We start from the raw sequence: 13,706 nt of genomic DNA, 5'->3' as shown, positions 1-13,706 counted from the left end.
GCTATCTTTCCTCGCCGTTCCTTAGCACGCGCTCACCGGCCCGCAGCCCGGTCAGCACGATAACACCATCCTGTATGCGTTCGCCGGTAGTGATTAGCCGAAGCCTAGTCCGATTCCGTTCGTCCAGCACCCTCACATATTCCAGGCCGCTGCGCCGCAATATCGCGCTCTCCGGGATGGTGATTGCACGCTTACTACCTGTCGTTAGGTCGGCCCGACCGTACATGCCGGAGTACATTCCGGGTTCCCGCCCCACCTCGAACCGCACGATGGCAGTGCGCGTGCTGGGCTGCAGGCTGGGCACGATCTCTACGACACGGCCTACCCGCTCGCCGTCCAGTGCATCCAACACGACTCTGGCCGAGGTCACACCCAATCGCACGTACCGCAGCGCTCTCTCTGGGGTGCTAGCCTCTAGCCGCAGCGGTCCCGCTGACTCGATCTGCAACAACGGCATGCCCGGCGCAGCGGTGGAGCCGGGGTCGGCCAGCCGCTTGGTTACGACACCATCGAACGGTGCCGCCACCGTCCGGTAACTCATCGCGACCTTGGCCGCCTGCGTGGCTGCACCGGCTTGCGAAACGCGCGCGAGCGAGGCCATCGACTCGGCTTTTCGGATATCCACGCCGAGCCGTGCCGATTTGGCCGCCTGCAACTCGGCCTTCGCCGCCTCGAAGGCCTGCTCGGCAACCCGAACTTCCTCCGAGCGGGTTCCCTCCATCGCCAGGCTCTCCTGCTCTCGCGCGGCTGCCAAGCGGCTGGCTGCCACATCTCGGCGTGTGGTCGCTTGGTCGAGTGCCTGCTTGGAGATCGCGTTCTGGTCATAGAGTGACTTGTACCGCTGATAGTCCGCCTCGGCAAGCCGCAGGTCCGCCTCCGCTTGCTGCACGGCCAGCGAAGCTTGCCTCTTCTCTTGCTGCCTCAGCCCGGCACGGGCTTGTTCCAGCCGTGCCTTTGCCGCCTCGTAGTGTGCGGTGGCAGCAGCGACCCGCGCATCCGCCTGGCGCGTCTCCAGGTCGGTTGCGGTTTGTGCAGCCGCACTCCCGCTTTTCGCGGCGGCAAGTGATGCTTCTGCCTGTCGCAAGCCGGCTTCGAGATCGCGCGAGTCCAGCACTACCAGTGTCTGCCCCTTGCGAACGAAGTCACCCTCGCGAACCGTGATGCTCTCGATGCGTGCCAGAATCTTGCTGGAAACCGATGCCTCCATCTTCGGGCGCAACGTGCCGGGCAGTGAGAGGGTGATAGGTACGTCCCGCTCTTCCACCGTGAAGGCCTCGAACGACAAACTCTCCGTCGACTCCGCAGCCGAGGCTTTGACGGCTAGCGGGGAGTCGCCGCTCGGACGCAACAGCCAAGCAGCGACCGCACCCACGACGAGAACCGCACCGAGATAGATGCTCACTCGCTTCAAGATGCTCTCACCTCCATCCTGGAGAGCGTCTTGGCTCTTGTAGATGATAGTCTTACCTGCGTACGGTGCTCAAGCCGATCGGTTTCCCCGTGCATGCGCTGGGGAAGGTGGTACCTAACACCGTCGCAATCGTCGGCGCGATGTCTTCCGGTGACACTCGCTCGACGTACACCCCCGGCTGAATGCCGGGGCCCCGAAACAGAATCGGAACATGCGTGTCGTACACGAACGGCTGACCGTGGGTGGTTCCGGAAGGATACGCACCCAACATCCACCATGGTTGTAGCACGATGTGCACGTCGCCGCAGCGGTCGGGTCGAAAGCTGCGATAAAGGGTCTTACCCAGCTCTGTGATAGGCAGGCGACCCTCCATGTACTGAGTGCGTGTATATGCGGCGAACACCCCGGGCTCCTGACTCAGCACGTCCGCGATCACCTTCTCGACAGCCTCCGGATCGGCCTTACGCGCCTTCGCAGTATCGGGATCATAGTGGACCCACTGGGCCGATTCACCCAGCCGCCAGTCCCCCTCGCCGGGAAAGCGTTCGTCCAGAGCGGCAATGATCTTCTTGTATACCGACCCCATGTCCAGCCTGCCCGCGCCGATGCCGGAACGCATCGCCTGCTCCGGGATTGGTGCCACCCCGTGGTCTCCGGTCAACGCAATGAGGCATCGATCGATCCCGCCCGGAACGTGCGTGTTCAGCCAGTTGAAGAACTGCGATAGCATCCGGTCAGTCGCCACCGAGAGCTCTAGCACCTCGGGGCTGTCCGGTCCGAATGCATGACCGAGGTAGTCGTTGGTAGAGATACTGACAAGGAGTGCGTCGGCCACCTCGTCCTTTCCCATCTGCTCGGTGACCGCCGCGCGCTTCGCCAACTCTAGGGTCCACTCCGTGCCCCAAGGGGTCATCCTCAGGATTCCGTAGTACCCCGAGTCCGAGCCGTCCAACTTGTGTGGGAACCTCGCACCAAACGATGCGGGTGCACCGACGTTCGCCGCTGGCACCGGTATGCAACGGTCGTGCGCTTGCGGAACGACTGCCTCCCACACCTTGCCCTTGTAACTATCGGCGAGCTTTTGCTCGTTCGCTTCCTGCGCCCACTTCGGAAGTCGGCCACCATGGTAGTACTTACCGGTTCTGGCTTGTCCCGTGCGCGAGTCGTACCAAACAACGGTATCCGGCAAGTGACCCGACTGCAAAATCGCCGCTCGGTCCTTGATCGAGATGGATACCACCTTCGCCTTGCCCCCGGTCGCCAGCTTCAGTTCATCCGCGAACGTAGTGCTGAGCAGATTGCGAGGTGACATCTCGCTGGGATCGAGTGGGTCCTGCGTGCAGTACACGGCTTTGCGCGTCGCGCGGTCGAACCAGTCATTGCCTGCGATCCCGCTATAGAACGGCGGCGCGCCGGTACCGATCACCGAATGCCCGACACCCGTCTCGAGCGGGATGTGGTCAAATCTCCCATTCGTGAAAAAGGCTCCCTCTTCCATCAGGAATCGGAAGCCGCCGAGCGTCCCCCCCTTACGGGCGGGTAGGTACAAGTCGCTGAAACGAGTGAGATAGTCCCCGCGAAACTGGTCAATGACGATAAGGACCACGAGCCGAGGTCCCTTGTCCGCGAGCAGCGCCTCCCGAAGTGGAGCCTGCGCGCCCCCGGCCAGCGAGACGAAGGCAATCAGAAAGCTGAGAATGAACCGCATTCGAACCTCCCCGAAGAGCTACCCGGATACTTTGCATTTCTTGGCGGCTTTGCACTGGCTCCCATCCGGAGCCCGCCGCCACATCGAGTCCGACCCAAGGTGCATCGAACCCATGACCGACCTGCAAATCTTACCCGTGAAACTTCGAGGGGGTGTAACCGTCCCCGGGTCCCTTGCATCCAAATGTGCAGAGACAATGCGCCACACTGACGGCGAGAGAGGTGCGGATATGCGGCGATGGCTGAGCATCATGTTGGGACTCATGTCGGTGGCCTGCTGGAGCCAGGGAACACTCATTCCTAGGGAGATTCGGCCGCCCATCCCCGACAGTTGGGGCCCCTGGGTCCTGCAGTCGCATCGAGTGGAGGTCGGCATCCGGGATGGCGTTGCCGAAACCCGGGTAGAGCAGGTCTTCCTCAACAAAGGAACGCGACCGCTCGAAGCCGACTACCTATTTCCAATCCCCGCGAGCGCCAACATCTCGCGCCTCAGCATGACCGACGGCGACAAGCTGATGGAAGCCAAGATCATGCCCGCCGACGAGGCGCGCCGCATCTACGAGAGCATCGTGCGCGGTCTGCGCGACCCGGCGCTGCTCGAGCTCGCGGGCAACCGCCTCGTCCGTCTGCGCATCTTCCCAATCCCACCGCAGGGCACGCGCCGAATCCAGCTTACCTACAGTGAAACGATGCAGCGCGAAGGCGGCGCCTACCGGTACGTGTATCCGTTCCGCATGGACGCCCGCTCGGAGGGCGCGCCCGACCTCGTGACGCTTCGCGCCGATATCTCTAGCTCACAGCCCCTGCAAACGGTCACCTCGCCTAGCCATCCGACCGCGGCAATCCGCGTCGAAAGTGCGAGCCGAGCGACCGTCTCGTGGGAGAGTGGACGGCCCTACCAGCCCGTGGACTTCCAACTGCTGATTCGCTCCGGTAGCGAGAACCTGGGGCTCAGTGCCATGACTTATCGCACCTTCGGCGATGGCTTCTTCCTGCTCTTCCTTTCACCACGGCTCCACGCGCCGGAGGCCGAGATTCCCAAGAACGTCGTGTTCGTCTTCGACCGCACCGGCAGCATGAGCGGTCAGAAGATTGTGCAGGCACGCACGGCCCTGCGCTACTGCCTGGAAAAGCTGCGCCCGATGGACCGCTTCAAGGTGATCGCTTTCGACGACTCCCCCGATGCGCTCTTCCGTGGAACTGTCGAGGCCACCAGAGCGAACATCGAGAAGGCCATTCGCTTTGCCGAGAGCATGGAAGCGCGCGGCGGCACGAACATCCTCGCCGCCCTGGACGCGGCACTCGATGCCCTTAGCACCTCGACGGGCCCCTTCGACGCCATCGTCTTCCTCACCGACGGCCAGCCGACTGTCGGCGAGACCGACCCTAAGCGCATTGCCGACAAGATCGCCGACCGGAACCAAGAGCTGAAGCATATAATCAACCATGCCCCTGTGCCGGGCGCGCCGGAGAAACAGGAGCGACGCCCCGCCCGCGTACGCATCTACTCGTTCGGCGTCGGGCGCGACGTGAATAGCCGCTTGCTCAACAGACTGAGCATGGATTCGGGTGGCGACGACAACTACGTGACCGAGGGCGAGGCCATCGAGCCCGTAGTGGCCGGCTTCTTCGAGAAGGTCAGCGTGCCGGCCCTCCGCGACGTCCGCATCACCTACGAGGGCATGGACGCTTACGACATCTTCCCGCGCGAGCAGCGAGACCTGTTCCGTGGCAGCGCACTCGTGATCGCCGGCCGCTATCGTGGCACGGGTTCGGGCCGGATTATGGTCACCGGCCGAGGCGCGAGCGGAGAGGAAAAAGTCGAACTGCGTCTGGACCTCGGCGGCAGACACGATCGCGACGACTTCATCCCACGAATCTGGGCAACCCGCAAGATTGGCTACCTGCTCACCGAGTTGAACGGATCGGGCCGCAGCTCTGAGCTGGAGAAGGAGATTGTTCGTCTTTCACTCGAGTACGGAATCGTTACGCCCCTGACTGCCTTCCTGATCGCCGACGACGGGCCGGTACCCCAAATGTGGCGCGCCCGCCGGGCTTGGGGAGAGGACATCCGAGCGCCAGAGGGGATGCGAGAACTCGATGCCGAGATGGAGCGCTCGGCCGACGCTTACAGGAAGGGCACGACCCAGCGCCTCGGCCAGTGGGTAGGCCGCACCGAGCAGCATGCCGATGCCGCACCGATGTCCAAGGCCTACGGCGGCGGCTATCAGGTCGGCGGCCCGAAAGGCGCGGAAGGAATCGCCCAAGCCGGCCCGATGGTACAAGGGCAAGCCCGATGGGAGGCCCGCTCTCAGAGGCAACAAGGTGGTGTGTACGCCGCCGACAAGACCTTTTACCAGGCAGGCAACGCCATGGTGGACAGCATGCTGCAGCCGGGCGACAAGCTGGTGGAGGTCCAGGCGTTCAGCCGCGCGCACATCCAGCTCATCGAACGCTACCGCAAGCTGGCGTCCTACAGCCAGGTAGGGGATACGGTCGTGGTGCAGCTTCCCGGCGGAGCCGTGCGCATCGGCTCGACAGGCGCCGAGGAGCTCTCGGAAGAGGAACTGAAGCGGCTGATTCCGCCGGAATACGTCCAGACGAGTCTCGAGTATCCTGACCACCCCGGTGTGCCGCTGGCACCGCTGATTGCCTCGGCCTCCGCAGCCTCCATCGGCGCCACCCTGTTGCATCTTCGCCTCCGAGCATGAGAACCTGTCCCTCCCTCCCCCTTCGCAAGGGAGAGGGAGGGGTCGAGGGGCTCGCGGCCAATTCAGCCGATCTTCCCAGGATCTGTGGCCGTTACGGGAACTTCGTGGCTTGCTGAGCCGGTAACGGTTTCTGTAAGCCTCTGAATACGATTCCTGCAACGACAGGCGCGCTCCCCGACTCCCGGGGAGCGCTCCGCTTTATGTGATACACTCTCCGCCCATGAGCAAGGACATCGAGGCCCTCCGCCGTGAGATTGACCGCCTAGATTCCGAATTGCTGAAGCTGCTCAACGAGCGTGCGCGCCTGGCCAAGGAGATCGGCGAGACGAAAGGCCGCTCGCGCAAGCCCTTCTTCACCCCGGAACGAGAACTCGCCATCTACCGCCGCCTGCTAAAGGACAACAGCGGACCTCTGCAGCGGGCCCAGGTAAAGGCCATCTTTCGCGAGATCATCAGCGCCGCCCGATCGCTGGAGAAGCCGTTGGTGGCTGCTTTCTGGGGACCCGCAGGTACCTTTACCCACATGGCCGCCATCGAGCGTTTCGGCGCCAGCACCGAGCTGCTGGAAAAGGAGAGCATCCAAGAAGTGTTCGAGGCGGTGGAGCACGGCAAAGCGGAGTACGGCGTGGTCCCCATCGAGAACTCCATCGCAGGCGTGGTGCCCGAGACGCTCGATATGTTCCCGCAGACCAACGTCAAAATCTGCGCCGAGGTGTATGTCGGCATCCGACACCACCTGTGCACCAAGCTGACGGATATCAAGGAGATCGAGCGAGTCTACGCGGGCCCGCAGCCCGCCGCCCAGTGCAAGCGCTGGCTGCGCATGAACGTGCCGAACGCCCAGATCATCCCCGCGGTCCCGACCTCGCGCGCCGCCGAGATGGCCGCCGAGGACCCGAAGGGGGCAGCCATCGCGAACGCCCTCGGCGCGGAGCTCGTCGGCCTGCCCATCCTGTTCCCCGGCATCCAGGATAACCCTAACAACCGCACGCGTTTCCTCGTCGTCGGCTACAACGAGCCCCAGCCGACCGGACGGGACAAGACATCCATCCTATTCAACCTGCGCAACCGTCCCGGCGAGTTGTATCGCGCCCTCGGCGCGTTCGAGAGGCACGGCGTGAACCTCTCCATGATCGAGAGCCGTCCTGCCCCACGAGGCACCTTCGAGTACCTGTTCTACGTGGACACCCTCGGCCACCAGAAGGATACCAATGTCAGCCGCGCCGTCGAGACCCTGGAGAGCTACGCCCTCGAGCTCACGGTGCTAGGCAGCTATCCCGAAGCGGAGCAACTGGACCGATGAACCTGCTTGCCGTTCTTCCCATCCTCATCACTGCCCAGGCCGACGTGTATCGGCTCGACCTCGGACCTGCTCACCTTCGAGGCAAAACCATCACCGTCTCGCCGAACACACTGCACGACCTTCGAAGCGGGTCGTCCGCCACACTGCGCGACATCGCAGCCGCGGCGGACGGCGCCTCCTTCGTGTTCGTCGGTGAGTCGCACGACAAGGCCGAACACCACCGCTTCCAAGCCGACGTCATCCGGGCTCTCGTGGAGCGTGGTCGCAGCGTCATCGTCGGTATGGAGATGTTCCCACACACCGCCCAGACCAGCCTCGACCTCTGGAGCCTGGGCCGGCTCAGCGAAGAGCAGTTCATCGAACGCTCGGAGTGGAAGACCGTCTGGGGCTTCGACTACTCCCTGTACAAGCCCATCTTCGACGTCGTTCGAGAACACAAGCTGCGGCTTACCGGGCTGAACGTGCCGAGAGAGCTAGTGAGGAAGGTTTCGCGTGGGGGAGCCGCGGCGCTCACACCAGAGGACCAGGCGGACATGCCGGACCTAGACACGACCAACGCAGAACACCGCGCCCTCTTCAACGCGATGATCGGTGGGGCAGGGGGCCACGGGATGGGTGACAACGTATACGCTGGTCAGGTCCTTTGGGACACGGCGATGGCGCACTACGCACTGCGCTACTGGTCCCGGACCCCGCGAACCAAGGACACGGTGATGGTGATCATCGCCGGAAGCGGGCACATGATGTATGGTCTGGGGATCAACTACCGTCTCTCGCTGCGCACGCCCGAGCGAATCCTGAACGTACTTTGCCTGGATGCACCGCCTTCGGGAACCACCGTCGCCCGTAGCATAGCTGACTTCTCGTTCGCTTCTAGTGCACAGTCCACCGAAGGCCCGTAGCCTCTTCCTCTAGTGGTTTCGCCGTGTCGGCGATGGGTTCGGAACCGGCGGGACGCCGGAGCTACAGAGGTCAGTGGTCCTTCGCCTATGCCGCGCCTATCGCCTTGGCTGTTGCAACGACGTCCACGGGCACCCCAGGGCTCATCGTGGTGGAGAGGGTGATGGAGCGGAAGTAGCGTCCCTTCGCGCCCGCGGGCTTCGCCTTCATCAAGGCAGTCAGGGCAGCCACCAGGTTCTCCTCGATCTGCTCGTTCGTGAACGATACCTTGCCGATGGGCAGATGCACGTTGCCCGCCTTCTCCGTGCGGTACTCCACGCGCGTGGCCATCGTGATCTCGCGAACCGCTTGCGCCACGTTGTCCGTCACCGTGCCGTTTCGCTTGTTGGGTGTGCGAGGGCCGAGTAGGCGACCGATCTTGCCCACCAGCGGCGCCATCTCGGTGTGAGCGATCAGCACGTCGAAGTCGCGAAAGCCGTTCTGGATCTCCTCGATCAAGTCTTCGGCGCCCACGCGGCTCGCCCCCGCCGCCTTGGCCTCCTCGGCATGGTTGCCTCGGGCTAGCACGGCCACGGTTCGTTTCTTGCCCGTCCCATGAGGCAGATTGGTGATTCCGCGCACCACCTGATCGGACTTGCGAGGGTCCACACCCAGCCGAACTGCCAGTTCGATGGTCTCATCGAACTTCGCGTTGGCCAAACCTTTGACTACCTCGATGGCTTCGGACATTGGAAGAAACTTGTCCGGTTCCACCTTCTTCGTCAGCTCGACATAGCGCCCGCTGTGCGGTTTGGTCTTCAGTTTCTTTCGCTCTTGCTTGATCATCGCGCCACTCCCTCGGTGTCAGGGCCTCACGCATCTAGGGCGTGTAGCCTTCGATCTCGATGCCCATGCTGCGGGCCGTTCCCGCCAGCACCTTCATCGCGGCCTCTTCGTCTTCGGCGTTCAGGTCTTTCATCTTCAGCTTCGCCACTTGCCGAAGCTGGTCGGGCGTCAGCTTGCCCACGCGTTCGTTCTTCGGGTTGCCGGCGCCCTTGTCTATGCCGGCTGCGGTTCGCAGGAGGTCGGCGGCAAGCGGCTGCTTGATCGTGTAGCTGTACGAACGATCCTCGTACACCACGATTTCGACCGGGAGCTTCATCCCGATCTGGCTCGCGCTCTCCTCATTGAACTTCTTGATGAACTCCATCATGTTGATCCCGTGCTGACCCAGCGCCGGGCCGACAGGCGGTGCGGGAGTCGCCTTTCCTGCTGCGATATGAAGTTTGATTACTCCGGTGATCTTCTTTGCCATTGTCGTCCTCGTTCCGGCGCCGCGTGCTCGCTATATCTTCTCCACGTCCGTGAACTCCAGTTCTACCGGAGTGTCACGCCCAAAGATGTTGATCAGCACACGCAACTTCTCCCGATCCACATCCACTTCATCAATCTTGCCCGTCAGGTCTGCAAACGGGCCGTTGGTGACCCGCACCGTGTCGGCTCGCTTCCAGGAAACCCTCGGCTTCGCCTTGCCGGTGTCCAAGCTGTCCAGAATGTCCTTGACCTCGCGCTCGCTCAGCGGTACTGGCTTCTCGCCCGAACTCACGAAGCCGGTGACCCCGGACGTGGACTTGATCAGCGCCCACGTGTCATCGTCGAGCGTCATCTCCACCAGGATGTACCCTGGGAACACGTTCCGCTGCACCACCGTGCGCTTCCCGCCTCGGGTCCGAAGCTCCTGTTCGGTCGGGATCAGGATCTTGAAAATTCGCTGGTCCCACAGGCCCTGAATCTGGGCCCTGCGCTCGATGATGCGCCGAACCTTGTTCTCGTGCCCCGCAAACGTGTGCACCGCGTACCACGCTCGGTACACCCCTACGCACCCCCCATGATGAACCGCATCAACCACGTCAGGATAGTGTCAATCGCAAACAGATATCCCATGGAGACCGCGATCACGATGAGCACGACTCCAGTCAGGCGCCATGTCTCTTGTGAGCTGGGCCAAGTCGTCTGTCGCATCTCCTTGGCCACGTCCAGATAGACCGCCTTCGGTCCACCTCTCTTGAAGAAACCACGAAAGGCACGGCTAACCGCCACCTTGGGCGTGCGTAGTCGGTCCCTACCTTCGTTGCCGGTTTCTGCCATAAGACACTCGCTCCTAAACAGCGCGCTGCGCGCGGGAGAGATGGGGGAACTTCCGTATTCTACACCATCTCCGCAAAAAGCTGCTACCCCGCCGAAGGACGCCTGCCCGAACCTGCGAATCTCGAAGTAAGATGAGCGTGGTTATCGTAATCACCGGCGCAAGCCAGGGCATCGGTCGTGCCGCCGCCCAGGCCCTCGCCGCCAAAGACCGTGAGCTGGTGCTGGTCGCCCGGCGCCGACCTGCGCTCGAACTGGTCGGCGGCGAGTGCGAGGCGGCCGGGGCGCGCACGCTCGTCCGTTGCCTGGACGTGCAAGACGAGTCCGCCGTCAAAGGGCTCTTCGACGGGTTGGAGCGGGTGGATGCGCTGGTGAACTGCGCCGGCTTCGGCAGGTTCGGGCCTACCGAGGAGGAGGACACCGCTACCTTCGACCGCTGCATAGCCGTGAACCTACGAGGCGTCTATCTCTGCTGCAAGCACGCCGTCCGCCGAATGCTGCCTGCAGGCTCGGGCCGGATCGTCAATGTCCTATCCATCGCCGCCAAGGTGCCATTTCCCGCGAGCGCAGCCTACTGCGCCTCCAAATGGGGTGCGCTCGGACTGACGCTCTCCCTCGCCGCCGAGTACCGAGTGCGCGGAATCAAGATAACGGCCCTCCTGCCGGGAAGCGTAGACACCCCGTTCTGGGACAGCCAGACCTGGAGGCCGAAGCGAGACCGCATGCTTCCCGCCAAAGACGTTGGGGCCGCAATCGCTCAAATCCTGAGCGCACCGGACACCATGAACATAGACGAACTGGTCGTGATGCCGCCGGACGGTATCCTATGACTCGGCGTTGTTCAGCTTGTCAATCTTCGCTGCGAGGATGAAGTCGCTCTCCGTCAGCCCGTCAATTTTGTGCGTCCAGATGGATATCTCCACTTTGCCATAGCTTAGCAGGATGTCCGGATGGTGCCCCTCGGCTTCCGCGATCTCACCGACCCGGTTCACGAACTCCAGCGCAGTGCGAAAGTCCGGAAAATCATAGCTGCGTCTCAGCTTCTTGTAGGACACTACCTGCCAGTCAATTACCTCGCCGTGTAGTTCGTCCACTCTGCTTCGCTCTAGAGGCGGCACCCCACCCATACACGGCACGCATTTCTTCGAAGCCAGAGACTCCATGCAACCCCCCACTCATGTACTCTCGAGACATGCGATTGTACCGAGACCTACTCCGAATCGGAATACCCTCCGTAGGTCTTCAGGGCGTCCAGCATCGCCCAGTAATTCTCCAGCGGCATCCCTTTGAAGATAACGTTACTCGAACTGAAAATGTAGCCGCCTCCTGGTTTTGCGACCTCGATGCATCGGCGGCTCTCTTCGATCACTTGCTCGGGTGTGGCGTCCTGCAGCATGGCGCAGTTCACATTGCCCATCAGGCACAGGCGATCCCCGTAGAGGCGCTTGACCTCCCCGATGTCCATACCGGCCATCGGGTCAATGGACTGGAGCGCATGGGGCTCGGAGGACATCAGCTGATCCATGATCGGCATGATCTGCCCGTCCGTGTGCAGCATCACGTACGCTCCGTATTCGCGCAATACCCGTACGTTCTCTTGGAGATACGGAGTTACGAACTCCGCAAACAGCTTCGGCGACAGAAACGGTCCTTTGTTCAGCGCGTAGTCGGTGTTCAGAATCAGCAACTCCGCTCCTGCGTCGTACGCGCGCTTGCCCCACTCGAGGGCGTCTCTCAACATATTGCGGCACTCCGCGTGCATCTCCTCGGGTCGCTCATAAAGCTTGACCGCCAGGTCCTCCATACTTTGGCCGTCCGGGATGCCAAGCGTTCCGTTGCCGGCGAACGCCATGATCATGTAGTGGTCGCCCGTTTCCTTCTTCAAGAGCCGAACAGTCTCCAGGTAGGCCTCGCCTGCATAGGGCCTCCATATAGCCAACGCCGACCAGTCGAAGGTTTCTGCCACTAGCAGCGACATCTCGGCTGCCTGCGCCACCAGCCGCTCGCGCTCTGCTCCCTGTGCCGCCGCAATCTCTTCCTCTTCGGGAAAGTCGCGGCCGAACGCCTCCTCGCAGAGCTGAAACTGCATCTCGAAGTGCGGGACTTTGTCTCGTGGCTGACGCATCTCTAGCGCATCCACCATTCGCTGCCGGGGGGTGTACTCCATGAGTGCGAGTCTATCCCAGTCCCAAGTCCCGGCGTCGCAGGAGGGAAGGTGGAGGTGCGGAAGCTAAGCCCAACGCATCGCATGGAGGAGAAACAAGTGGACCTTCATCTGCCCGGCCCCGGAGCTCTGTCGGCCTTGGTGTACCGACGTCAGGCACGCAGCCGCCGCCAGTCTAGCTGGGATCGAACGGGTGGCAACCGTGACTACCTTACCATCGCGCCCGGAGAGACCAGAGTTCTCGCCGAGATGGACCAGCCAGGATGCATCCGCCATATCTGGATCACGGTGGGCGCAAAGGACAAGATGTACCTTCGCAAGACAGTCCTACGGGCCTACTGGAACAGCGAAACGACCCCCAGCATCCATGCGCCGTTAGGCGACTTCTTCTGCCTCGGCCACGGCATCGCACGGAGCTTCGCCTGCCTGCCGTTCGCCTGTGTCACGGAGAAAGCGAACGAGGGTGCTTTCGGAGGCGGGATCGCGCTCAACTGCTACTTCGCCATGCCCTATCACCAATCGGCTCGTATCGAAGTACAGAGCGAATGCACCGAAGACATCGGGTCCTTCTACTACTACGTGGACTACGAGGACACGGACGTGCCCGAGGATGCCCTTCTCTTCCATGCGCACTACCGGCAAGAGTATCCGACCCAGGGCGAGCAGGGTGATCTGAGCGGCAAGGGCCTCAACTACTGGAAGCACATGGATGTGCCCAACATCGGCGGCGATGGCAACTACCTCGTGCTGGACACTAAGGGCGCGGGCCACTTCGTCGGCTGCAACATCTCGGTGGACAATATAGACCCCATGGTCTCCAAGAAGCTGGTCGGATCGAAGGAAGTGGACGTGTACGAGCTGACCTGGTGGGGCGAGGGCGACGACATGTTCTTCATAGACGGCGAGACGTGGCCGCCCAGCCTGCACGGAACGGGCTCCGAGGACTACTTCTCCCAGGCGTGGGGGATGCATGACAAAGCCTATCCCTACTCCGGTACCTCCATTCACGAACACGACCCCGACCGCCCCACGCGCAAGATGTGTACGAGCTATCGCTTCCACATAGAAGACCCGGTGTGCTTCGAGAAGAGCCTAAGGATGAGCATCGAGCACGGGCATGCGAACCTGCAGTCCAACGACTACTCCAGCGTGGCGTATTGGTATCAGACTAAGCGGTCGGAGCCTCTCCCGCCGCTGCCGGATGCTACATCGCGCGTTCCGCGGTCCTACAAGCCGGAGTAAGAGGTCACAACCCGTGGCATCGCCGTCTCGGCGATGGTCTTCATCACGGGCGGGACGCCCGTGCCACGAGGACCCCCGTCTCGGCGATGGTGTGGATGTGCGTGGCATCGTGGCATCGCCGTCCCGGCGATGGTCTTCACCACG

General features: G+C 62.5%; 13 protein-coding genes. 5 read left to right on the top strand and 8 right to left on the bottom strand.

All coding sequences use genetic code 11. The annotated features are described in order from the left end of the window. Position 1: 1 nt before the first annotated feature. Positions 2-1,411, bottom strand: a complete 1,410-nt coding sequence (locus HRF45_08460; GenBank protein MEP0766554.1) for an efflux RND transporter periplasmic adaptor subunit — start codon at positions 1,409-1,411, stop codon at positions 2-4. 52 nt (positions 1,412-1,463) lie between these two features. After that, positions 1,464-3,119, bottom strand: coding sequence for an alkaline phosphatase family protein (locus HRF45_08455; GenBank protein ID MEP0766553.1), 1,656 nt, complete (start codon positions 3,117-3,119; stop codon positions 1,464-1,466). A 229-nt stretch (positions 3,120-3,348) separates the two neighbouring features. Here HRF45_08455 and HRF45_08450 point away from each other — a divergent pair, with 229 nt between their 5' ends. The 3 genes from HRF45_08450 (at position 3,349) to HRF45_08440 (ending at position 8,034) form a co-directional block, all read left to right on the top strand. Next, positions 3,349-5,829 carry a VWA domain-containing protein gene (locus tag HRF45_08450; GenBank protein MEP0766552.1) on the top strand — a complete coding sequence of 827 codons (2,481 nt, stop codon included), beginning with the start codon at positions 3,349-3,351 and terminating at the stop codon, positions 5,827-5,829. Positions 5,830-6,049: 220 nt separating this feature from the next. Continuing rightward, a complete protein-coding gene (gene pheA / locus HRF45_08445; protein ID MEP0766551.1) occupies positions 6,050-7,132 on the top strand; it encodes a prephenate dehydratase in 1,083 nt (360 codons plus the stop codon). Next, positions 7,129-8,034 (top strand): ChaN family lipoprotein, encoded by a 906-nt coding sequence (locus HRF45_08440; GenBank protein ID MEP0766550.1) that lies wholly within the window; start codon positions 7,129-7,131, stop codon positions 8,032-8,034. The genes pheA and HRF45_08440 overlap by 4 nt, the downstream gene beginning before the upstream one ends. 85 nt (positions 8,035-8,119) lie before the next feature. Here the strand turns inward: HRF45_08440 and HRF45_08435 are convergent, their stop codons facing one another. From HRF45_08435 to secE, 4 genes are read right to left on the bottom strand one after another with little or no spacing between them, the layout of a single operon-like run. Further along, entirely contained in the window at positions 8,120-8,857 is a 738-nt protein-coding gene (locus HRF45_08435) for a 50S ribosomal protein L1 (protein ID MEP0766549.1), read from the bottom strand. A gap of 34 nt (positions 8,858-8,891) precedes the next feature. Next, on the bottom strand, positions 8,892-9,326 hold the full coding sequence (gene rplK, locus HRF45_08430) for a 50S ribosomal protein L11 (GenBank protein ID MEP0766548.1): 435 nt from the start codon (positions 9,324-9,326) through the stop codon (positions 8,892-8,894). 30 nt (positions 9,327-9,356) lie between these two features. Beyond that, entirely contained in the window at positions 9,357-9,884 is a 528-nt protein-coding gene (gene nusG / locus HRF45_08425; GenBank protein MEP0766547.1) for a transcription termination/antitermination factor NusG, read from the bottom strand. A 2-nt stretch (positions 9,885-9,886) separates the two neighbouring features. Continuing rightward, positions 9,887-10,159 carry a preprotein translocase subunit SecE gene (gene secE, locus HRF45_08420; GenBank protein ID MEP0766546.1) on the bottom strand — a complete coding sequence of 91 codons (273 nt, stop codon included), beginning with the start codon at positions 10,157-10,159 and terminating at the stop codon, positions 9,887-9,889. A gap of 131 nt (positions 10,160-10,290) precedes the next feature. On the opposite strand from secE, the gene HRF45_08415 reads away from it, so the two are divergent. Beyond that, positions 10,291-10,986 (top strand): SDR family oxidoreductase, encoded by a 696-nt coding sequence (locus HRF45_08415; GenBank protein MEP0766545.1) that lies wholly within the window; start codon positions 10,291-10,293, stop codon positions 10,984-10,986. Here the strand turns inward: HRF45_08415 and HRF45_08410 are convergent. After that, a complete protein-coding gene (locus HRF45_08410; GenBank protein ID MEP0766544.1) occupies positions 10,981-11,319 on the bottom strand; it encodes a 4a-hydroxytetrahydrobiopterin dehydratase in 339 nt (112 codons plus the stop codon). The genes HRF45_08415 and HRF45_08410 overlap by 6 nt on opposite strands. Positions 11,320-11,366: 47 nt before the next feature. Further along, positions 11,367-12,323 carry a hypothetical protein gene (locus HRF45_08405; protein ID MEP0766543.1) on the bottom strand — a complete coding sequence of 319 codons (957 nt, stop codon included), beginning with the start codon at positions 12,321-12,323 and terminating at the stop codon, positions 11,367-11,369. Between the two features lie 81 nt (positions 12,324-12,404). Between HRF45_08405 and HRF45_08400 the strand changes: the two genes are divergently transcribed. Further along, the gene (locus tag HRF45_08400) at positions 12,405-13,562 is read left to right on the top strand and encodes a DUF2961 domain-containing protein (protein MEP0766542.1); all 1,158 of its coding nucleotides are present in this window, start codon (positions 12,405-12,407) and stop codon (positions 13,560-13,562) included. The last annotated feature ends 144 nt before the right edge of the window (positions 13,563-13,706 follow it).

This window comes from Fimbriimonadia bacterium, assembly GCA_039961735.1.
In the GTDB taxonomy this organism is placed as follows: Bacteria; Armatimonadota; Fimbriimonadia; order Fimbriimonadales; family JABRVX01; genus JABRVX01.
The sequence above is the reverse complement of the archived record's forward strand: the minus strand, read 5'-3'. Positions and strand labels throughout refer to the sequence as shown.